The organism is Fibrella aestuarina BUZ 2, assembly GCF_000331105.1.
Lineage (GTDB): Bacteria > Bacteroidota > Bacteroidia > Cytophagales > Spirosomataceae > Fibrella > Fibrella aestuarina.
Genome location: NC_020054.1, coordinates 5583870 through 5607007, shown reverse-complemented (window position 1 = coordinate 5607007; position 23138 = coordinate 5583870). Strand labels below are relative to the sequence as shown.

The following is a 23138-nucleotide window of genomic DNA, read 5'->3' as shown; positions in this document are numbered from 1 at the left end:
CAAAAAAAACTACGCTATGAACATCAACGGACCGGGTAAGGCGCAGCAGACCTACGATGCCATCGTGATTGGGTCAGGGATTAGTGGAGGCTGGGCGGCCAAAGAACTCTGTGAAAAAGGCTTGCGGACGCTGGTGCTGGAGCGGGGCCGCGAGGTAAAGCACGTGGAAGACTACCCCACGGCGATGAACAATCCCTGGGATTTTCAGCACCGCAACCGCATGCCGCTGGCTTTCGACGAGGCCAACCCCATTGCTACCAAATGCTACGCGCTCGACGAAGGCACGCAGCATTTTTTCGTGAAAGATGCCCATCACCCCTACGTGCAGGAAAAACCCTTCGACTGGATTCGGGGCTATCAGGTAGGCGGTAAATCGCTGATCTGGGCGCGGCAAACGCAGCGGTGGAGCAAGTATGACTTCGAGGCCAACGCCCGCGATGGCGCCGCTATCGACTGGCCCATCCGGTACGATGACATCGCCCCCTGGTACAGCCACGTCGAGAAATTTGCGGGGATCAGCGGCAACAAAGACGGCCTCGACGTGCTGCCAGACGGCGAGTTTCTGACGCCCTGGGAGTTGAACTGCGTGGAGAAGCACGTGCAGAAAACGGTGGCCTCGCTCTACAAAGACCGGCACGTGATCATTGGCCGCTGTGCGCACCTGACCTCGCCGAAAGACGTGCACCGGGCGCAGGGGCGGGCGCAGTGTCAGGCGCGGCATCTGTGTTACCGGGGCTGTCCGTTCGGGGCCTATTTCAGCAGTAATTCGAGCACGTTGCCCTGGGCGGCCAAAACCGGCAAGCTCACGTTGCGGCCTTTCTCGGTGGTTGAGTCGATTTTGTACGACGAGCAGAAAGGTAAGGCCACGGGTGTGCGCGTGATCGACACCAACACCAAGCAGGTAACGGAGTATTTCGCCCGGATCATTTTCGTCAACGCCGCCTGCCTCAATACCAACCTGCTGCTATTGAACTCCACGTCGCGGCGGTTTCCCAACGGGCTCGGCAACGACAATGGGCTGATGGGTAGGTACGTTGCCTTCCACAACTACCGCGGCTCGATCAGCGCTACTTACGATGGGTTCGAGAATGACTATTACTACGGTCGGCGGCCCACGACGGCCTTCATGCCCAATTTCCGCAACGTGCACCGGCAGGAAATGGAGTTTCTGCGGGGCTACATGGTCGCGTTTAGTTCGGGGCGGGGGCAGGGCGTACCGGGCGAGGCCACGTTTGGCGCTGATTTCAAGGAAAATCTGACCAAGCCCGGCCCGTGGCACACCTACATGATGATGCAGGGCGAAACCGTGCCGCGCTACGAAAACCACGTCCGGCTCAGCCGCGATTTGAAAGATCAATGGGGGATTCCGCAACTCGTTACCTCGGTCGATTATACCGATAACGACGAGAAAATGAGCCGCGATTTCCTGGAACAGGGCGTCTACATGCTCGAGAAATCAGGCCACACGCACATCCACCCCGACTTCGACAAACGCAACCCCGGTCTCGATATTCACGAGATGGGCGGCGTCAGGATGGGGCGCGACCCAAAAACGTCGTTACTCAACGCACACAATCAGCTGCATCTGGTCAAGAACGTATTCGTGACGGATGGTGCCGCCATGACCAGTACCGGCACGCAGAACCCGTCGATCACGTTCATGGCACTCACCGCCCGCGCCGTCAACTTCGCCGTCGCCGAGATGAAGCGCAAGCAGTTGTAATGTACAATGTATAATGGACGATGTACAATGAGGTTTGCCTCGGCCCTGCCCATTGTACATCGTCCATTATGCATTGAACATTAACTATCCATTACATCGAGAACGACAGGCGACCGAAGAGGAAATGGCCGTTGAAACCGCCTTGGTTTGAGCCGTACAGGAAGCGGCTCCGGTTGCTCTGGTCGCGCCCCGAGTTGTAATCAACCGAACCGAGGGCGTTGCGCGGATCGAGGTAAATCTGATCTGGATACACGTCGAACAGGTTGTTGGCGCCCACTTGCAGCGTCAGCTGTTTGGTGAGGCCGTAGCCCAGCGTCAGGTCGGTGTAGACAACGGGACTGTACGTCTGATCGATGTACGGCGTGCCGTTGGCATCGCGGGCAAACTGGCTGTTGTAGTAATTGCCGCTGGCATCCTTAGCGTAGGGGTCAGCGTTGGTCAGGAACTGAGCCTTGCCAAAGCGCGCCATCCGCAGGTTAGCATTGAACTTACCCAGCGTGAAATCGACGATCAGATTTTGCTTGTCGCGGGGCAGGAACGACTCAATGTACCCCCGCTGCTGCCGGTCGAACAGGATATTTTTGAACCAGTTGTCGGGGTTGCCGCCCTTGCCTTCATTGTTGGCTGGGTTGTCGATCAGCGGCGTGCTGTTGATACCCGTCACGAGGTTCTTGTTAAAATTCATGGCCAGCGAAACCGACAACCGCGCCGCGCCGAGAGTTACGCGCTCGGTCCCCACGATGTCGATGCCTCGGGTGCGGGTGTTGGCCGCGTTGGCAAAGAACCGAACCAGATTTACACCCGGATAATCGTTGGCTCCAAAGCCCAGCAGCGTCCGGTTGAATCCGCCCGAATACACGATTCGGTCGGTGATGTCGATCTGGTAGGCATCCACCGTAAATGTGAAACTCCGCCCGATGCGCCCTGTCAGGCCCAAGGTATAGTTGACCGATTTTTCGGCCCGCAAGGCATCGACTCCAATTACATTCCGGGCAATGGGGTTGTCGTTGTTGACCGTCAACGTGTTCGATGGGTTGCCACTCACAAACTGCGTACTAATGTTCTGGAAATAGCGCTGATGCAGGCTGGGCGCCCGGAAGCCCGTGCTGATGGCCCCGCGCAGGTTGAAGGCGTCGGAAAGGCGCAGCCGCGTGGCCAGTTTACCCGTCAGGGCCGATCCGAAGTCGCTGTAATTCTCGTAGCGCCCGGCCACGTCGAGCAGCAGCCGGTTGAACAGTTCGCCTTCGACATCGCCATAGAGCGACACGTTGGTCCGTGACTTATCGACGGCGAAATCGGGCTGGTAACCGGGGAACACCTGCGCACCCGGCAGCGGGGTGGTCGTGCCCGGCGACGTACCCGTTAGCGACAGCGGGGCGAGCGGAACGCGTTTGTTGGGGTCACCACTGTATGAATTGACTTCACCGGGTTCAATCACGAAATGATCACGCCGGAATTCGCCGCCGAACGCCAGGTTGAGGCTCCGAATGCTACCCGCCCGTTCGTACAGCCGCGAAAAATCGAGGTTGGTCGTGTTCTGGTCGAAGCTCAACGTACCGGCGTAGAAGGCCGTTTGCGGCGTACTGCTGTTTGGCAACGAGGCGTTGGCTGAATTCTCTACGTCGAACCGAAACTGGTTACGGCCGAACGTGTTGCTCAGGTCCATGTTCCACTGGCCGAATTTGGTTTTGAAACCAGCCAATAAGGATTGGTCGCCAATGGTCGCTTTGATAGCGGGCAGGAAGCCATCCGGGTAATACAAGGTGCCGTCGGCGGTGAGAGGCTGCTGCGTGCGCGAAACCGGGATGCGGTTATTGCCGTAGCCCGTGCCACTTCGGCTCGTGACGCCCCCCGTGAAGTACAGTTCCGACCGCTGCCCGAGGGGTACGCTACCGTTGGCAAACACCCCGTAGTTGCGGGCGCTCGAGTTGCCGACGACCATGTTTCGGCGGTCATAGCCGCGTTGGCGCACCAGCGTAGCATCGTCGGCCAGGAGTTGCGGGCGTTGGGCGGCCGGTAACGCCGTCGTCGCCGGGAACCCGCCCGATGCGCCGAGGTAGATGGTCGGTGCGTTGTCTTCACCCGAGCGGTTGGTCCGTTCGCGATCGACCACCTGCCCCGACACCGTCAGGAAACCCCGGCTACCTAGCCGGAACCCTTTTGAAATGTCGAATTGAAACACCCTGCCGTCGTGAAGCGAAACGCTGTGGTTGTCGGTGCCACCGGCGATGTTGGGCGTCTGATAGGTCATGTTGGTAAAGCTGCCGCCCGTCATCAGCGAAGCCGTCAAACCCTGATAGTTCTTCTTCAGTACCACGTTGATCACGCCCGCGATGGCGTCGGAGCCGTACTGGGCGGCGGCCCCGTCGCGCAGCACCTCGATCCGCTCGACGGCGGCGACGGGGATCACATTCATATCCGTCCCCACGGCGCCCCGGCCCACCGACCCGTTGATATTGACCAGCGACGAGGTGTGGCGGCGTTTGCCGTTGACCAGCACCAGCGTCTGATCGGGGCCGAGGCCGCGCAGCGAAGCTGGGTCGATGTGGTCCGTGCCGTCCGTGACGGTCTGCCGGTTGGAGTTGAACGAAGGGGCCACAAAGTTGAGCACCTGCCCCAGATCGACCTGCGAGAAATTCTTGATCTCTTTCGTCGAAATAACGTCGACCGGCACCGTCGTCTGTATGTTGGTACGGGCCGTGGCGGCCCGCGAGCCAATCACCACTAGTTCGCCCAGCTTAGAGGCTGTTTCCGCCAGCGAAACATCGGCCACGGCTGTTTCTCCCGCCTGCACGGTAACCGGGACGGTCTGGCTGTCGTAACCCACAAAACTCACCCGGAGTGAATACGTACCCGGCTGTAATCGGAGGCTGTACGTACCATCGGCGTCGGTAGTCGCCCCTACGTTACTGCTCATCACGACCACGGTAGCCCCCGGAATTGGTGATTTGTTGACGTCGACAACACGACCGCGTACGCCCTGTGCCAATGAGGCGGTGAGCGTCACGAACCAGATCAATATTGAGCAAGGAATCGTTCTGTTTGTAAGCGAAGTGATCATAGAATTAGTAATTAGTACTCCGCTAACATAAAATAATGTATGGATAAAAGTGAATAATAAAGAATGAAATTCTTTAAACAGACGTAAATGCAATATATAATATTGACTATCTTATTGGATTCGGTATCGTGTTTGTTACAGTTTATTTGTTCGGTAAACATGCTGAAAGGGTCATTGGTAGGCTAGATTTGTTATCATCTGGCCGATTTATTGAACAACAACCCGTCGATCGGGTGTTTGTAGACTGTCCCCCTTGCACCCAGCATGATAGATTATTCTCTTCCGCAGCAGCAACCATTGTTTAAAACCTTCTGGTGGGCTGGCTACGAATGCACCGATCAGCAGAACGCCTTCGGCAACCGCGTGGATTTCCTGCCGCTGACGGGGCACCTCGACCGCCTCGACGATGACTACCGCGATATTACTGAGGTGAACATCCGCACGGTGCGCGAGGGTATCCGCTGGAGTCAGGTCGAAAAACGGGCATATACCTACGATTGGTCGGTGGTACGCCACATGCTGCAACGGGGCAAGGCCTTGGGTATCCAGCAAATCTGGGACATCTGCCATTTCGGCTACCCCGACGACCTGACGCCCCTGCACCCGATGTTTGCCCGTCGGTTTGCGGCGATTTGCCGGGCGTTCGTCCCGATTTACCGCGAAACGTACCCAGACGCCCCGCTGATCGTAACGCCCATCAACGAGGTGAGCTTTATCTCGTGGCTGGGTGGCGACGCCTGCGGTACGTCGCCTTACTGCACTAAACAGGGTGTGGAGGTGAAAATCGGCCTTATGCGCGCCTACATCGAAGGCGTGGCTGCCATGCGCGAAATCGACAACAACGTGCTGGTGCTGACGACCGAGCCGCTCGTCAATATGGTGCCTCCGCTGAACGCCACCCGACGAGAGATCGCCGAGGCCCGCGCCCGGCACAATGCGCAGTATCAGGCGGTCGACATCCTGGTGGGGCGCGAGCATCCCGAACTGGGGGGCGCCCCGGATATGGTCGACATCGTCGGGCTGAATTTCTATTATAACAATCAATGGGTGTACCCGTCGTTTGAGCTTTTGCCCTGGGCCAACGAGGGGCGCGACCCGCGGTTCCGGCCGTTGCACCGGCTGTTTGCCGAGGTATACGAGCGGTACAACAAACCCATCGCCCTCACCGAAACAAGCCACCCCGGCATCGACCGGCCCAACTGGGTCAGGATGATCGCCCACGAATGCGCCCTGACCCGGCAGGCGGGAATCCCGTTGGAAGGCGTTTGCCTGTACCCCATCATCGACCGCCCCGATTGGGATCACCTTACGCCCTGGCACCGCTCGGGCCTATGGGATGCCCGCCCCGAAGGCGTCGACATGGCGACAGGCGACGTACCTGGCCGCTACCTGCATCAACCCTACGCGCAGGCGCTGCGACAGGCGCAGGTCATTGTAGAAGAAGCCATCAGCAGCGAACTGCTCCACTAAACGAGAAGGCCCGACTTCAGCGAAGTCGGGCCTTCTCGTGGACGACAGTCCAGGTACGTTCAGCGATTGGGAGCCGTGTACAGCCGTTCGCCATTGACCCAGGTTTGCAGCACCTTCGTGTCGCGCAGTTGCTCGGCGGGCACGGTCATGATGTCGCGGTCGAGCACGACGAAATCGGCCACTTTCCGTTTCTCCAACGTACCCCGCACCGAATCTTCCCGGCAGGCGTAGGCAGCCCAGCGCGTCATGGCTTTGAGCGCGTCGCGTCGCGAAACTGCATTTTCGGGCTGATAACCGCCTTTGGGGAAGTTTTTGGCATCTTGCCGGGCCACCGCCGCATGAAACCCATACAACGGATTGACCGCCTCGACGGGGAAATCGCTGCCAAAGGTGATGTAGTGATTTTGCTTTAGCAGGTCGTTGAAGGCATAAGCACCCTTCACGCGCTCCGGGCCCAGCCGCTCGGCAGCCCAGTACATGTCAGACGTGGCGTGCGTAGGTTGTACCGATGGGATGATGCTGTATTTGTAAAACTTCGACAGGTCTTCGGGCGAAACGACCTGGGCGTGTTCGATACGCCAGCGCCGGGTATTCAGGCCTTTTAGGTACTTGCCATACAGGTCGAGAATGAGGTGGTTGGCCGAGTCGCCAATGCAGTGCGTGTTAGCCTGAAAGCCGCTGTTGGCTAACAGCTTAATCACCCGTTCCAACTCGGCGGGGCTAAGCAGCAGAAAGCCACTCGTTTCGGGGCGGTCGCTGTAGGGTTTGCGCAGGCAGGCTCCACGTGACCCCAGCGCCCCGTCGGCATAGAGCTTGAAGGAGGTCACCGACAGGCGGTCGGTCTGGTAGGGGCCGCGTTTGAGGTAATAATCCAGATTAGGCTCCCCGAGGCTGATCATGGCGTAGTCGCGGATTTTGAGCTTCTTCTCCTGATGCAGCCGGTCAATCAGGTCGATGTCGTCGCGGTTCAGACCAGCATCGGATACGGTGGTCAGGCCCAGCGACAGACAAACGCGCTCGGCGGCCTGCAACATGCGGGTTTTGGCGTCGGCGTCGGGCTGCGGAATCACGCGGCGTACCATCTGCATGGCGTTGTCGACCAGCACGCCCGAGGGTTGGCTGCCGTTCAGCACCACTTCGCCGCCCGTCATGGCCGTTTTGCCCGAAATCTGCGCCAGCCGCAGGGCTTTGTCGTTCACCAGCAGGGCGTGCCCATCGATCCGCGTCAGGGCCACCGGTACGTTGGGGAAGGCGTCGTTGAGCAGCTTATTGGTCGGAAACCCCCGCACGGGTGAGTCGGCCGCGGGCCAGTCGTTCTGATCCCAGCCGCGCCCGATGAGCCAGAGGGCGTCGGGGTGCTTCTGCTGAAAGGCTTTCAGGCGGGCGATCACGTCGGCGTAGGACGTGGCGCCGACCAGATCGGCCTGATCGAGCATCTGGCCCAGCCCCAGAAAATGGCTGTGCGGGTCGTAGAAACCCGGATAAACGGGCTTGCCTTTCAGGTCGATGATGCTGTCAGACCGGTAATGGTCGAGGATGGTAGCCGTTGAGCCCAGATCCAGAATGCGCCCCTTCTCGACGGCAAACGCCTGCACCACTGAATCGCCCTGATTGACCGTGTAGACGGTGGCATTGGTAATGATATAATCGGCCGGGCGACGCGTAGAGCAGGCGGCTACGGCCAACAGCCCGACCAGCCCGGCGAGGTAATAGTTTCGATGCATAGGGTAAACTTATAGCTAGTTTGTGATTTGTGGAGTAGGGTTTGTGGATGCGCGGGGGCAAGCTACCGCAACAAATCGCAAACTAACCCTAAGTTTGTTATCCAATTCGTCATTCGTCAATTTATATACCGATGCGTTTTATCGCCGCTTTTCTTTTTTTACTGCCATCAACGTACCTGATTGCCCAACAGAAACCTGCTCCGGCTCCCGCCCAAACGCCGGTGCAGCGAGCGCTACGAAATGCCTACATCGTGCAGCAGGGCGAACAACTCCTGCTTCAGGATGCTATTGCTACGGCACTGGGCCGTAATTACCAGATCAAAGGACTGCAAACGCAGGAGCAGATTGCCCGCAACGAACGCATCCCCGCCAACGCCGGTTTCTACCCGCTTATTACGGGCAACGTCAGCACCAACGGCAGTCGGCAATCGGTCAACCAGACCTTCGTCGATAACATCCGTCCGCCGCAGGTGCTGAATGGCATTTCCAACCGCACAACGCAGGCGGGCGTCAACCTGAACTGGACGGTCTTCAACGGACTGGCCAACTTTGCCACTTACGAACGTCTGGGCGAACTGGTGCGGTTGAGCCAGGAGAACACCCGGGCCAGTGTGGAGCAAACGATTGCTAGTGTCGTAACGGCCTATTACAACGTGGTCCAGCAGTTACAGCAACTGCTGGCGTTCCGGCAGGCGCTCGACATCTCGCGCGACCGGCTCGAACTGGCCCGCGCCAACTACGAAGTCGGTACCCGCTCGAAGGTGGACTTCCTGACGGCTCAGGTCGATTACAACGCCGATAGCGTGACGCTGCTAACGCAGGAGCAGAATGTGCAACAGGCTAAGATTCAGCTGAACACCCTGCTTGTGCGCGATCCGTTTACGCCGTTTGCGATCCGCGACACCATCATCGTGCGCCCCGATCTGAACGTCGACCAACTGCGGCAGAGCATGCTGACCAACAGCCCCTTGCTGGCGGCGGCGGTACTGAACCAGAAGGTGGCCGACATCAACATCCGGCTGGCGCGGGCACAACGCCAACCGACCGTCAACCTGCAAACGGGCTACAACTTCACGTTTATCAACAACGAAGGGGGCTTTGGGGTCGCAGATGCGCGTAACCGGGGCCTTACCTATGCTGTAACGGCGGCAGTGCCGATTTTCAACGGGGGTAACATCCGGCGGCTCGAAGCCAATGCCCGCGCCAGTGCATTGGCCGCCGAATACCAGCGGGCCGATCAGGAAGTGGCACTGCAACAGGCCATCGCCCAGTCGTTTGCGCAGTATCAGAATAGCCTCGCGCTGCTCAACGTGGAGCAACAGAACTATAAAATTGCGCTCGAAAACATCGACATCGCCTACGATCGCTACCGGGTGGGTAACTCCACCGCCGTTGAATTTCGGGATGTGCAACGTAACGCCATTGCTGCCCAGGCCCGCCTGTTCAACGCCGAGTTCAACGCCAAAGCGGCCGAAGTCGAGTTGTTGCGCCTGAGCAGCACCATCAGCCAGCAGTTTTTACCCGCCGGCACCCAGGCCGCGAAATAGCCCGTTGAGGCGAACGGGCCGTCCGGTTGGGAGGGTCAGTGGTTTAGCTGGTAACCAAACGGATAAACCGATGCCCTATTCAAAAACGGATTACCCCGTCTCGCTAACGAACTTCATGGCGCCCGTTCGGCACAAAGCCATCGAGATCATTAACGCCCTGCTCGCCGACGGGAACGACGAGCAGAAAGCCATCGCTATCGGCACAGCACAGGCCGAAAAGTGGGCCGAAAGCCGCAATAAGCCGATTCGGAAAAAAGGAAAATAAATGGCCCGGAACCAGTCTGTTAAAATGGGCTGGTTCCGGTTTTTTGTGTTCATTGGTGCGGAAATTTACCCGCTATGCACATCATTGACGACGTCATCGATCGCCTGACGATCATCGTTCACACGGCCGAGCAAGATCAATCGCCGATAGGCTATTTTGCGGCTCTGTACCGCTGCATGACCGTCGCCGTCAGGGATGGCATCCGGCAGGGGCGTTTCGACGACGCTAAGCGCATGGAAGCGCTCGACGTATGTTTTGCCAAGCGCTATATCGACGCGTACGATACGTACCTGGCGGGCCGCAAACCCACCCAGGCCTGGCAGCAGGCTTTTGCCAGCACTGCCAACAACCAACTCACGGTCATGCAACACCTGATCCTGGGTATCAACGCCCACATCAATCTGGATCTGGCCATTGCCGCCGCCGAAACCGCACCCGGCGCGGCCATTCACGCGCTGCAAACTGATTTCAACCGCATCAACGCCATCATTGCCGAACTAACCGAACAGGTGCAGGATAAACTGGCCGACATCTGGTTGCCGTTTCGCCTGCTCGATGATGCGCTCAAAACCGACGACGAAGGCATGATCAACTTCAGCATCCGGGTGGCCCGCACCTTTTCGTGGTCGGCGGCTGTCGCCCTCGCCCCGCTGGCCGACGCCCAGAAACGTACGAAAATCGGCGAGATGGACCGGCAGGTAGCACTACTGGCCGATCGCGTTATCCGGCCGGGCTGGCTTTTATCGTCGGCCCTGCGGATCATACGGTTGGGAGAGAGCGGCAGCGTGGCCGAGAAAATCAGGTTGCTGGGTAGCGCCGTGCAGCTCGACAAACTAGTAAATCAGGCCTGACGCCATACGTCCCGGCTCCAGAAGCGCCGGTAGGGCCAATGGCGGTTTTGCAGCGCAAAAGGCCGGTAGGCGTGGGCTTCCTTGATCGTCTGCTGAAAGTACTGATCGTCGTCGGTCAGTACCAGCCCTTCGTAAATCACTGGTTCGTTGCCACGAACGGTGAGGTCGGCAAAGGGGAGTTCGGGGCGCCAGTTGGGGTGGCTCTGTGCCAGTTTGTCTTTCAGCAACGTACCTGCGCCGGTCTGCAAGCCCACAACCCGCTTCGGGTGCGGCCTGAAGCGCCCTTCCGACACGTCGAGCGCATAGTGCAGGTATTGTTTCAGTAGCTTGGGGCCATCGTTGGCGGTGGCATCCACGTTCAGCTGGGCGGGCAGCAGACTCGTGATGATGTAGATGCGCTCGCGGGCGCGGGTGATGGCCACGTTGAGCCGGTTTTCGCCCCCGCCCGCATTCAGGCTCCCAAACTGCGCCGACAGCCGGCCCCGTTCGTCGGGCGCGTAGCCAACGGAGAAAATGATAACGTCGCACTCATCACCCTGCACGTTCTCGATGTTTTTGACGAACCGCACCGCCGTGGGCATCGGCTCGCCCTGTTCCTGCCATAACTCCTGAATCAGTTGCTGTTGCTGGAAATTGAAGGTCACGACGCCGATACTGCGGCCGGGTAGCTCGGTTTGTAGCTGGTTCACCAGCGAGAGCACCGCCTGCGCCTCGATCGGGTTGGTGCGGTCGGTGGGTTGCCATTGCCCCGGCACATGGAGGTACCGAATGCCCGGCTCGCGGCGGTTGGCTTCGGCGAAATCGGGCAGGAGCGTGAGCGTGTCGTTGTAGAAATGTTCGTTGGAAAAGGCGATCAGGTCGAGGCTTCGGCTGCGGTAATGACCCATAAGCGACACCTGCGGCAGGTATTGGGCGGTCAGGTCGAGCAGCGATTCGACCTCCAGCGCCACCGCCTCGTCGGTGGTTTCGGCATTGGTTGCGTCATCCTCGATGCGGGCCCGGTACAGATCGCTGGGCCGAAGCTGCTTGCTGTCGCCCGCCACGACCACCTGTTTGCCACGCAACAAGGCGGGCAGGCCATTTTCGGCGAAACACTGCGAGGCTTCGTCGAAAATGACCAGGTCAAACAGGCCCCGCTGCATGGGAAACAGGGCCGACACCGATTCGGGCGAGGCCATCCAGCAGGGTAGTAGCCGGAACACTTCGTCGGCATACTGGCTCATGACCTGCCGGATGGGCCAGACGTTCCGTTTTTTGGTGACCTGATGCCGCAACTCCCGGAAACTGACCACGTTGTTGAGCCGGTTGATCACCAGATCGCGGTAGGTCTGTTCGCGCAGTTTGAGCAACAGAATAGCGCGGGTAAGTTGCTGTTGCCGCTGAATACTGTGCTGCAAAGCGGTTTCCTGCTGCGCCATTTTCAGCGACGACACGCTCCGCAGTTCGGGATAAAGCTGTTCGAGGTGGTCGATCCAGGCCAGGCGCAGCGCGTTGTCAAAGGCGGCGACCGAACGTACCTGATCGGCCACGGTGCGTTCCGGCGTAGTGAACGTGTCGCGCAGCCGATCCATCTCGATCAGGTTGTCGGCGTCGGTGCGTAAGGCTGTTTGCAACGCGTTGGCCTGCCCGGTGGGGTTGGCGGCCAGGGCCGTTAGCTGGCTACTGGTCAGGTACGTCTGCCAGCGGCTTTGGCTTAAATGGACCTCGTCGAGCAACAGGCGCAGCCCGCTCAGCACCTGCCCGAACGACCCGCCGCTGGGCTGCTGGGCAATGACCCGCTCCAGTTCGGGGAAGGTGCTGCGAATGGTTTGCCAGACGGCCTCGGCCCGCGCCACCGTTTGCTGCAACGTACCCAGCCTCTGTTTGGTCTGCTCGGGCTGACGGCTACTGTCAGGCGTGCCAGACCACGACGTACCCGCAAACTGCTGACCCGTCTCCTGCGCCCGCGCTTCCCACGATTGCCGATTGACCCACCGGCTTTCGAGCGTCTGCAAATCGGCCAGCGACGTACCCAGCCCGTTGGCCTGTGATACATCATTCAGGAAGGCTTTGTCCTTGTAAAAAAGCCATTTCACCAATGACTGTCGCGCCTCAATGCCCTGCCGGAGACGCTCGCCCATGCCGTTGGGGACAAGGCCAAGGAGGAGGCCGCGGGCTTCGATGGCCGCCAGCGCCGCCAGATCATCGGCGAGCGTGTTGGTTGGCGAGTCGGGCAACGACCCCGCCGCCACCCGGCTCAGCACCGACCAAACGAGCGGATCGGCTACGGTTTGGGCGAGGGCGTCGAGCGTGGCCCGTTGGGGTACGTATCGATTGGTCAGTTCGGTCCAGTTGAGCAACGTACCCGGCGCGGGGTCGCCCAGCAACGTACCGGCCCGCTGCACGAAAGTCGGCAGGTACGTTGCCGCGTCCGTAATTAGCAGGCGGAGGCTGGCGATGTCGGCACCGGTAAAGCGGGCGAAACTAACCCGGTCCGTGAAGGGATGCTCATGACCCAGTTGCTGTCTATAAGCCAGGTAATTGGTCAGCCGGTCCCGAAAATCAGTCAGTGTGCCGAACTGGAAATGACGGTAAACGGTGCTTAGGTCGGGCGCATCCGCCTCTGTTTGGGGCGTGCTGGTTAGGTACAGTTCTTTGGCCGACAAGCCGCAAACCGACGTATCGAACAAGGCGGTTTTAAACGCCTGTAACTCGCGCACCAGCCCGTCAATACGCCGCGATTCGGTGTCGAACTCACGTTCGAGTAACACCGCGTCGAGGCTCCGGCTCTGGCTGCGGTACGTGTCGATGGCGTCGATCTGCTCAGCGAGCTGGGCGTAGAGCGCTTGTCGGTCGTTCTGAAAATCGTGCACCAGCGCCACGAATGGAGCCATACCCACGTCGGTCAGCCGCTGATGCACCACGTCGAGTGCTGCCCGTTTCTGGCAAACGAGCAACACGCGCTGCCCCCGCGCGGCGGCATCGGCCATAAGGTTGGCAATGAGCTGCGATTTGCCCGTACCCGGCGGCCCCTGCACCACCACCGACTGCCCCAACCGCACCGCCTCGACTGCCGTTTCCTGTGAGGCATCGATGGGTAACGGAAGCAGGGCTGGCCCCGCCACCCGCCGCCCTTCGTCAACAATCAGGGAAGAGGATTGGGGCGGTTCTGGCTCCCCATCTTCGGGAAGGAGGGAGCCGGGTGTTGGTTCACTCAACAGCTCGTCGTAGTCGGGTACCAGAAAAGAACCTGCCTGTGGGAAAATGCCCAGTACGGCCTCGGGGATGAGTTTCAGCTCGCCGATCCCATCGAGTTCCAACAGTGATTTGGCTGATTGCCGGTCGAACGGCAGCAGCGTATCGGTAAACGTATCGGGGTTGAAATTGATGGCCAATGGGCTGGCTTTCAGCCATTCGTAAAGCTGCGTGCGAAACACCAGCGGGTCTTTATCGAAGCTGTCCAGATCGGGCGAGAGCCACTCGTCAGGGAGTTTGATGCCGTTGAAATAACCATACGCCAGCAGCATCGACTGGTTGATAAGGGCATTCTCGTCGCCCCGCCGTACCAGCCGCCATTGGTTGCCTTCGGTGGCCAGATGCACCGGAAAAAAGAGCAGGGGACCGTGCACAGGCGTGCCGTCGTTGAAGCGGCCGCGCACAAAGGGCCAGCCTACGTACAGGTCTTCAGTGCCACGTTCGGCTTCGATGAAGGCATCGGTGCGTTGCAGGCGGCGCAGGCGTTTGCTCAGCGTGTTGCTGCGTTCGTCGCGCGGGTCGGTGATGGCGCAGACAGGTACGTTCGCTTTGCGGGCGATGAGCGCTGCGATAAGCTCAAACGAGGCTTTGTTGAGCCGGAAATCGGCCTCGTGCAGATCGACAAACTGATCGGCGGGCAAACTGCTGAGTAACAACGACCGATTGCGGCTACTCAGGTTGGTCAGACGGCGGCGGTACGTCCTAAGGACAGCGGCAGAAAACAGCATAGGTAGCTTCTAATTTCCAGTTTGGCGTTTTCAGCTAGGTGATTTTCAAGCAGGCTTGCGCCAGCCAACTGAAAACGCCAAACTGGAGACAGAAAACTACTTAATGTATCGGAAATCTTCGTCGCCTTTCAAGGCCAGCAGTACATCGTACATGAGCCGGATAACGCCCTGCACGTCTTCCTGATGCACCGTTTCCACGGTTGTATGCATGTATTTCAGCGGCAGCGAAATCAGCGCCGAGGCCACTCCTTCGGCCGCGTAGGCAAACGAATCGGTATCAGTACCCGTCGACCGACTCACGGCCTGCCGCTGGAAGGCAATGCCCTGCTGATTGGCCACGTCGATCATGAAATCGAGCAGGTTGTTCTGCACGGCGGGACCATAGCACAGCACCGGGCCGTCGCCGCATTTGAGGTCGCCCTGTTCTTTCTTGTCGTACTTCGGCGATTGGGTATCATGGGTTACGTCGGTGCAAATTGCCAGGTCGGGGCGCAGGCGGCGGGCGATCATCTCGGCCCCGCGCAGGCCAATTTCCTCCTGCACCGCATTGACGATGTACAGCGTGTAAGGGAGGCGAATGCCGTTCTCTTTCAATTGCCGCGCCACTTCGGCGATCATAAAGCCGCCCATGCGGTTGTCGAGTGCGCGGCCCACAAAATAGCGTCCGTTCATCTCGGTGAGGCCGTCCACAAAGGTGCAGACCGTACCCACGTGAATGCCCATGTCGAGCACTTCCTGCTTGGTGGCCGCGCCCACGTCGATAAAGAGGTCGGTTACTTTGGGAGCCGTGTCTTTGGCCAGGTCGCGCACGTGGATGGCGGGCCAGCCAAAGACGCCTTCAACGACGCCCTGCTTCGTGTGCAGGTTGACGCGCATGGACGGGGCAATGACAGCGTCGGAGCCGCCATTACGCCGAACGAAGAGGTAGCCATCGTCGGAGATGTAGTTCACAAACCACGAGATCTCGTCGGAATGGGCTTCGATTACTACTTTGTATTCCTTATTAGGCGAATCGTCAGCCCCGTGAATAATGCCGACGGCTGTCCCGTAGGTGTCAACGATGTATTCGTCGATATAGGGCTTCAGGTAATCGAGCCAAATCTGCTGCCCTGACGACTCAAAGCCGGTAGGCGAGGCGTTATTCAGGTATTGGTACAGGAAGGTCTTGCTGTGTTCGGTCATAGACATAGTCAATTCATAATACCCCTATCGGTCAGTCACAATAGGTGGTCGCTTGCTTTGGCAAACAAACTATAAATTAAAAATACGGCAAAAATCATCGGCTCGGTTAGCGACCGAAAACTGGCTGGCGTGCGCCTGACTCGTAGCGGCAGAAACGGGAAGTGTACCATCCATGATATCGCGCATCAGGCGGGCCAGGTCGGCCGGGTTGAAACTGGCTACAACACCACCCATACCGGGCTGTACAAACTCGGTGACACCCCCCGAATCGAAGGCGGCAATCGGTTTGCCCAGTGCCGCCGCCTCGATCATCACCACCGGATGTGGATCTTCGCGTGACGTCAGCACGAAGCCATCGGCAATGTTGAGGTAGTCGAAATAATCGCTGGAGTGCTCACCGAGTGCCAAATAGCGTAAGTTTTCGTGCTTGACGCGCTGCTCTACGTAAACCCGCAGGGCGCTGTCGCGGGGTTTACCCAGCCACACCAGATACGCGTTGTCGGGCAGGTTGGCCAGAATGTCGGGCACCAGATCATAGCCTTTTCGTAGCGACTCGGTACCCGACATCAGCCAAACGAAGGCGTCGTCGGGTAGGCCCAATTGCCGTCGCAGCGCCATCCGGTCCTGACGTACCTGAATCTTGCTGTGGTCGACAAAGCTGTTTAGGAGCGCCGCGCCCGGAAAGCCAATTTGGGCGATCCGCTGCTGTACAATATGTGAGCAGCCAATCAGGCGAGTGGCCCCCGATAGCATCGCCAGAAATTCGTCGGCTTTCTGTTCGTCGAAGGTAGAGATAAGCTCTTGAAAGTGAACCACGTAAGGTATGCCCAGCTTGCGGGCGATACCAGCGACGTCGGCTTGAATAGCGGTATTCAGGTACCACAGGTCGGGTTTGACTTCGCGGTGGTAACGCAACAAGGCCTGATATACCGGCAGGGTACCGGTGGCCTGTACGTAGACACCTTCGTAAAAGGAATTGAGGAACGACTGCTTTTGGGGGAAAAACTGGTTAGGGAACCCAACTTCCTGCTGCTGTTGCTTTAGGGCGCCCGCTTTTCTGGAAAACCAAGCTACCGATTTGCCGCGTTTGTGAAGCTCCTGCATCAGTTGCCAGATCAGAATTTCTGAGCCGGTATAGCCACCGTGCGGCGTAATAAAAAGAATTTTCATGTAGTGCGTTACACTTTGTAAAAGCCGGGGCGGTTGAAAAGGATCTTCCAGAAAAAGCGCGAAAAGACACCCACCTGTTTGGCAAAGGCTGTTTGGTTGCTTAACTCACTAAATAGCGGTTTGCGCTGCTTCAGGTTGACACTGATTTTCCAGATGTACAGAATCGGGATAAGCGTGTAATAGTGCGCCATCAACAGCAAAAACGCGCCAATGCCATACTGTTTCCGGATCCAAAGCAGGTTGGACAACTGTAGCTGGGTCTTGAATCGGTTGATGTAGCTCAGTTCCTGTACCTGATAGCTCTCCGAACTGCCATATTCCAGATGGACGAAAAAACCATCGCGGAGCACCAGCATGCGCCCCTGCTTACCCAACCGATAACTCCACTCGACGTCTTCGCCGTAGAGGAAGAAGTTTTCATCCATCTTACCGGCTTGCTCGATGGTACTCCGGCGGGTCATCAAAAAGGCACCGATAATCCAGTCGACCTGGTTCGGGTCGTCGTAATGCGGGTCAGGGAGGCGGCGTTTGAGCCAGCCCTGTAGTTTTTGCGGAACGATGTAGCTGAAGCGGAGCAGGTCATTGAACCAGCAATACATCTGATCGTGCACCTGTCCCTCCCGGTTGATCTGCATGGCACCCACCGCTGCTACGTCGGCCTGCTCATCGAGTATGCGCACGGCTCGCCCGATGAGGTTGTCGATCAGCAGCGTGTCGGAATTGAGCAGTAGAATCGTGCGGCCCCGGGCATTGTCGATGCCCAGGTTGTTGGCCCGGCTGAAACCCGCGTTGTAGCCCATATCAAACCAGCGAATCGCCGGAAACTGGTCGGCTGGGTACGTTGCCCGCACAATGGCCTCGCTGTTATCGTCAGACTGATTGTCGATAATCAACACCTCAAACTGCACGTCGCGCGTGTGTTCGTACACCGAACGCAGGCAGTCGACTATAAGGCGGGGCGTTTTGTAATTGACAATCAGAATCGACAGATCGGGTACGTCGTTGGGCATGGCGAGCAACAAATGACCGCAAAAGTAGGTCCATCAGCCGGAAGCGCCAAGCCGGGTGTCTAAGCCCTTAGACTTCACAGGCTACGGCGTTACTTGCCGTAGGGGCGGGCGACCAGCTAGCCAGAATCTTTTCTTGCCACGGCCCGATCTGTGCGTCAACGCTGTATTCGCTACTCTCATTGATGAGCAACGTCTGGTCATACGTATCGGGATTGTCCATAACGCGCTGCATGGCCTCGATGAAGTGCTGAGGTGTACTCAGCGATACCAATTCGCCCATACCCGGCTGGATGAATTCGACCGCGCCGACTTCTTCAGAGGCTACAATCGGTTTAGCCAGACTGGCCGCTTCGATCATTACGAGAGGGAACGGGTCCTCGCGGGAACACAGCAGAAATCCGTCCGACAATTGAATGTAATTGTGGTAATCGGTTGTCTGCGGTGTCAGCAGTGTTACGTTAGAAAGCTCAGCTAACTGTTTCTCCACCAGGTACGTAAGGCCCGAATAGCGCGTGTAGCCCATCCAGATAAAGTGGCAGGGTTGGTGCTGGAAATGCCGGGCGATGGCAGGCAGGAAATCGAACCCTTTACGATGCGTAGGTGTGCCAATCATCAGCCAGACGAACGTATTTGGAGCGATGCCAAGGCTTTCTCGCAGTTTACGTGATCGGGTCAGGTTGACGTGCTCACGGCTGGGGTTGATCAGGCACTTTTGCCGGACTACGTTGGTGGCCCCCATCGTCCGGGCTAGTTTGCATATTTTGTCGGTCACGCCAATGACCAGATCGGCCTGCTGCATAGCCAGGGCCATATCCTCGTATGAACTGGCTTCGTAGATCGAGTTGAGTTCGTGAATATGGACCACCGTTTTGACGCCTAACTTTTTAGCCAGCGGTATCAGGTAAAACATCAGAATGGTATTGAGATACCAACAGTCGGGCTGTACCTGACGGTGCATCTTGAGAATGGCCTTCTCGTGTGAATACAACCCGATTTGCCGTACGGCTTTGTGGGTCAATCCTTTTAGTCCACCCTGCAGAAAGGGCGACGTATAACTGGCAATATCATTGGGGACAGACGACAACAAGGGGCCCGAACGTTCGCAGTAGAGAGCTGCCTGTAACTGTTGCCGATCAAAGTTTTTCAGAAAGCTCCATAACAGCACTTCTGAGCCCGTCAACGTACCATGTGGCGTGAAGAAGAGAATTTTTTTCATAACAGCGATACACGCCAAAGTCAATTCAATCCAAAAATATAAGCATAGATAGGCAGAGTATTGATGAAGTAAGCCTACAGACGTTCATAATTTTAACTTTTCTTGGTTATTTTCCTCATCAATCAGCCGCTTACGCCATGCACACCTACCCAGTTGCCGACCCACTTGTTCAATATGATGCCATTGTTGTTGGATCAGGCATAAGCGGTGGCTGGTCAGCGAAAGAGTTGACCCAGAAAGGGTTACGTGTGCTCATGTTGGAGCGAGGCCGGATGATCGAGCACGTAACGGACTACCATACCGCCACAACGCCCCCCTGGGAGTTCCCGCATCGGAATCAGCAGATGCCCGCCGACCTGCTCAACAACTATCCGGTTCAAAATCGAACGGGTTTTACCATTACAGAGGCGACACACCAGCACTTTGTTAATGATCTGGAGAATCCGTACGTCGAAGAAAAACCCTTCGACTGGATTCGGGGCTATCACGTGGGCGGCAAGTCGCTGATGTGGGGCCGATATTCGTTTCGCTTCTCTGACCTCGATTTCGAGGCTAACCTGCGTGATGGCATCGCGGTCGACTGGCCGATTCGGTACAAAGACCTGGCGCCCTGGTACGACTATGTCGAGCGGTTTGCCGGGATCGCCGGCAACCGCGATGGTCTGCCTCATTTGCCCGACGGTCAGTTTCAGCCGCCCTTGCCCGACTCCTGCATCGATGCCCATTTCCGGCAATCGGTCAACAGTCAGTTTTCGGATCGGAAGGTGATCTCAGCGCGGGCGGCGCACCTCACGGCTCCCACGAAAGAACAGCAGGCATTGGGGCGCGCTAAATGCCAGTTTCGGAACCTGTGCATGCGGGGTTGCCCGTTTGGTGCCTATTTCAGCACACAATCGGCTACGTTGCCCGCCGCTCGCAAAACCGGTCGACTCACGGTACGCCCGCACTCCATCGTCAACTCCATCATCTACGACGAACGTACCCACGGTGCCACGTCTGGCAAGGCCACCGGGGTACGTGTCATCGACGCCCAGACCAACGAGTGGATTGATTTCAAGGCTAAGCTGATTTTTCTGAACGCGTCGGCGCTGGGGTCCACGTTCATTCTGCTCAACTCCAAATCGAACCGGTTTCCCAACGGCATGGACGATAGCGGGCAACTTGGCCACAACCTGATGGACCACCATTTCCATGTGGGGGCGTCGGCGGTCTGGAACGATGCTGCCGATAAAGCCTACTTTGGCCGGCACCCGGCCGGGCTCTACATTCCGCGCTTCCGCAACGTGGGGGCCGACAAACAGGCGTTCAAGCGGGGCTATGGCTTCGAGGTGTACACAGGGCGGCAGAATTGGGAACACAGCTTCGGCGACGAAGGCTTTGGGGCCGATTTTAAAGAGAAAGCCACCCAGTTTGGGCCCTGGACGATCACGCTCGATGCCTTTGGCGAATGCATGCCGTATTACGACAACCGAACGTACCTGACCGACGAGGTCAAAGACAAATGGGGGCAGCCCGTGCTGAAAATGGACGTGCATTACCGCGACAACGAGCGCCTGATGCGCAAAGACGCGCAGGAACAGGCCGTCTTGATGCTCGAGAAAGCAGGATTTTCCAACATCGAGGGGTTCGATGCCCCCGCGCACCCCGGCCTGAGCATTCACGAGATGGGCACGGCGCGGATGGGGCGCGACCCCAAAACGTCGGTCTTCAACGGGCAGAACCAACACCACGTGGTCAAAAACGTGTTCAACACCGACGGTGCCTGCATGACGTCGTCGCCCTGCCAGAACCCGTCGCTCACCTATATGGCCCTGAGCGCCCGCGCCGCCGATTACGCTGTGCGCGAGCTGAAAGCCGGGCGGTTATAGAAAGTTGGCTTGTAATATTCAGTTGGTGAGAAGATTTCTCATAAACGGACGTTTTTGCGTACTTCTGCGTTATTTGCACACAATCAATAGCGGAATTATGCTGATCGAGTTTAGTGTGGGAAATTACTTGTCGATAAAAGACAAGCAAACGTTACGGATGGATGCCTCGTCCATCACGGAATACCAGGACCGCCTGATCGACGCGGGGCGGTACAAACTGTTGCGTTCCGCCGTAATCTACGGAGCTAATGCCAGCGGTAAATCAAACGTGCTGAAGGCAATGGCGACTATGCGCCAGATTATCTTAACATCTGCTGCTCAATCGTCAACAGCTACTATTCCTGTTGAGCCTTTTCTGCTTAGCACAGAAACCGAGCATGCGCCCAGCTATTTCGAAATGTTGTTCCTGCTTGATGGGGTACGTTACCGCTACGGCTTTGAAGCCAATAAAGAGCGTGTTTACGCTGAATGGCTGTTTGAGGCAAAAAAGCAGCAGGAAAAAGTATTATTTGTTCGTGAAGGTGAAATAATAGAGGTAAGCAAAGCCTTTAAAGAGAGCAAAGGGCTAGAGCAGCGTACAAGTAATAACAAGCTTTTTCTTACAATTACGGATCAATTTAATGTTGCAGTTTCAACTAAGATTATACAATGGCTTTTCTATAATTTTCTATCAGTTTCTGGTATATTGCATGAAGAAAGAAGATTCGAATCAAGATTGTCGATGAACATAGGAGATCAATCTGAGAATATAAGGAAGTTTATAAAAAGGATGGACCTCGGATTTCTAGACATAAAGTTGTTTTCTAAGGAACGTGAAGAGTCAGATGATGAATCATCACTAAGTAAGTTTTTGTCTAGGATAGGTGATTTGCTCGCTCTTGAAGCGAAATCAGTACATATAAAATTTGATAAAAAAGGAAAAGAAGTTGATAAAGTTTACTTTGACTTGGATACTCAAGAATCATCAGGGACAGTTAAAATTATTGATCTAATATATCCTGTTTTCCGAGTACTAAAAGAAGGTGGAGTATTGTTGACTGATGAGCTAGATGCGAAACTTCACCCACTTTTAACACAAGAAATAATCAATCTATTTAATGGTCCTGAAAACAACCCTACAGGCGCTCAGTTAATTTTTGCCACCCACGACACTAATCTGTTGAGTTATGGACAGTTTCGGAGGGATCAGATCTACTTTACGGAAAAGGATAAATATGGAGCGACTAGCCTATATTCTTTAGTCGATTACAAAGAGGAAGACGGTACGACTGTGCGAAAAGATCGGTCATTTGAGAAGGATTATATTCAGGGGCGTTATGGAGCGATTCCGTATATTGGTGATTTCTCGAAACTGCTTTCGTAATGGCTCGAAAAGGTACGATCAATCCGGGCCGGTTTGCTAGGCAGGAAACACGCCGGGTAGAGGCTACCAAATCACTGCGAAAATTCTTTCTAATCGTCTGCGAAGGGACTAAAACGGAGCCTAATTATTTCGAAGGCATAAAGAAAGATCTGCCGCCAAACATAGTTCGTGTCGCCGATTTCAAAGCAGCCGGAACGGGTAAGAATACGCTGTCAGTCATTGATGAAGCAGAACGACTTCTAGAGCAACATAAAAAATCAGGTTCGACGCAGCCGATTGACGAAGTGTGGGTTGTCTTTGATCGGGACAGCTTCCCAAAGCAGCACATAAATGCTGCTATCACACAAGCCCTGCAAATAGGTATGCACTGTGCCTGGACCAATGAGGCCTTTGAACTCTGGTATATTTTGCATTTCCAGCTTATTGAGCACGCCATGAGTCGAAGTCAGTATCAGAAGGTTATTGAACGAGAGTTGACACGCTGCCTGGGTAAGCCTTATAAATATCAGAAGAACAGCGAAGCGATGTTCGCGTTGTTGATGCAACATGGGGACATTGAACAAGCCATCAAGCGGGCGGAACGGCTAGCGGAACCCTTCGGAGATCGTACAGACTATGCCGACCATAACCCTAGGACAGAGGTACATCGACTGATCAAGAAGCTACTTCAGTTCAAGTGATTGGGCCGATTATAACCTGAGCGAATGACGCTGGTCGCTCCCCTTT

At 56.7% G+C, this 23138-nt stretch carries 15 protein-coding genes; 8 read left to right on the top strand and 7 right to left on the bottom strand.

The genetic code is table 11. From position 1 onward, the window contains the following. The first annotated feature begins 16 nt into the window (after positions 1–16). Complete coding sequence (locus tag FAES_RS23190; protein ID WP_041259385.1) at positions 17–1723, top strand: GMC oxidoreductase; 1707 nt, start codon at positions 17–19, stop codon at positions 1721–1723. Between the two features lie 91 nt (positions 1724–1814). On the opposite strand, the gene FAES_RS23185 is transcribed toward FAES_RS23190, so the two are convergent. Then, on the bottom strand, positions 1815–4742 hold the full coding sequence (locus tag FAES_RS23185; RefSeq protein WP_051054259.1) for a TonB-dependent receptor: 2928 nt from the start codon (positions 4740–4742) through the stop codon (positions 1815–1817). A 306-nt stretch (positions 4743–5048) separates the two neighbouring features. On the opposite strand from FAES_RS23185, the gene FAES_RS23180 reads away from it, so the two are divergent. After that, positions 5049–6254 carry a hypothetical protein gene (locus FAES_RS23180; protein ID WP_015333627.1) on the top strand — a complete coding sequence of 402 codons (1206 nt, stop codon included), beginning with the start codon at positions 5049–5051 and terminating at the stop codon, positions 6252–6254. A 59-nt stretch (positions 6255–6313) separates the two neighbouring features. Here the strand turns inward: FAES_RS23180 and FAES_RS23175 are convergent, their stop codons facing one another. Next, on the bottom strand, positions 6314–7978 hold the full coding sequence (locus tag FAES_RS23175; RefSeq protein WP_015333626.1) for an amidohydrolase: 1665 nt from the start codon (positions 7976–7978) through the stop codon (positions 6314–6316). A 131-nt stretch (positions 7979–8109) separates the two neighbouring features. Here FAES_RS23175 and FAES_RS23170 point away from each other — a divergent pair, with 131 nt between their 5' ends. From FAES_RS23170 to FAES_RS23160, 3 genes are all read left to right on the top strand, one after another. After that, entirely contained in the window at positions 8110–9525 is a 1416-nt protein-coding gene (locus FAES_RS23170) for a TolC family protein (RefSeq protein WP_015333625.1), read from the top strand. A gap of 70 nt (positions 9526–9595) precedes the next feature. Then, the gene (locus tag FAES_RS23165) at positions 9596–9790 is read left to right on the top strand and encodes a DUF2188 domain-containing protein (protein WP_015333624.1); all 195 of its coding nucleotides are present in this window, start codon (positions 9596–9598) and stop codon (positions 9788–9790) included. A 74-nt stretch (positions 9791–9864) separates the two neighbouring features. Beyond that, entirely contained in the window at positions 9865–10641 is a 777-nt protein-coding gene (locus FAES_RS23160; RefSeq protein WP_015333623.1) for a DUF5995 family protein, read from the top strand. On the opposite strand, the gene FAES_RS23155 is transcribed toward FAES_RS23160, so the two are convergent. The 5 genes from FAES_RS23155 to FAES_RS23135 all read right to left on the bottom strand — a co-directional run bounded on the left by FAES_RS23155 (position 10632) and on the right by FAES_RS23135 (position 19181). Continuing rightward, complete coding sequence (locus FAES_RS23155; RefSeq protein WP_015333622.1) at positions 10632–14603, bottom strand: DEAD/DEAH box helicase; 3972 nt, start codon at positions 14601–14603, stop codon at positions 10632–10634. The two genes, FAES_RS23160 and FAES_RS23155, sit on opposite strands and share 10 nt — an antisense overlap. A 96-nt stretch (positions 14604–14699) precedes the next feature. After that, positions 14700–15785, bottom strand: a complete 1086-nt coding sequence (locus FAES_RS23150; protein WP_041258318.1) for a M20/M25/M40 family metallo-hydrolase — start codon at positions 15783–15785, stop codon at positions 14700–14702. Between the two features lie 69 nt (positions 15786–15854). Continuing rightward, a complete protein-coding gene (locus FAES_RS23145; RefSeq protein ID WP_015333620.1) occupies positions 15855–16955 on the bottom strand; it encodes a glycosyltransferase family 4 protein in 1101 nt (366 codons plus the stop codon). A gap of 8 nt (positions 16956–16963) precedes the next feature. Then, positions 16964–17965, bottom strand: coding sequence for a glycosyltransferase family 2 protein (locus tag FAES_RS23140; RefSeq protein WP_015333619.1), 1002 nt, complete (start codon positions 17963–17965; stop codon positions 16964–16966). Positions 17966–18032: 67 nt separating this feature from the next. Continuing rightward, positions 18033–19181: a glycosyltransferase gene (locus tag FAES_RS23135; RefSeq protein ID WP_015333618.1), complete on the bottom strand. Its 1149-nt coding sequence runs from the start codon at positions 19179–19181 to the stop codon at positions 18033–18035. 137 nt (positions 19182–19318) lie between these two features. Between FAES_RS23135 and FAES_RS23130 the strand changes: the two genes are divergently transcribed. The 3 genes from FAES_RS23130 (at position 19319) to FAES_RS23120 (ending at position 23092) form a co-directional block, all read left to right on the top strand. Then, on the top strand, positions 19319–21049 hold the full coding sequence (locus FAES_RS23130) for a GMC oxidoreductase (protein WP_041258317.1): 1731 nt from the start codon (positions 19319–19321) through the stop codon (positions 21047–21049). Positions 21050–21146: 97 nt separating this feature from the next. Then, positions 21147–22412 carry an AAA family ATPase gene (locus FAES_RS23125; protein WP_041258316.1) on the top strand — a complete coding sequence of 422 codons (1266 nt, stop codon included), beginning with the start codon at positions 21147–21149 and terminating at the stop codon, positions 22410–22412. Next, positions 22412–23092, top strand: a complete 681-nt coding sequence (locus FAES_RS23120) for an RloB family protein (protein WP_015333615.1) — start codon at positions 22412–22414, stop codon at positions 23090–23092. Before FAES_RS23125 ends, FAES_RS23120 begins: the two co-directional genes overlap by 1 nt. Positions 23093–23138 lie beyond the last annotated feature (46 nt).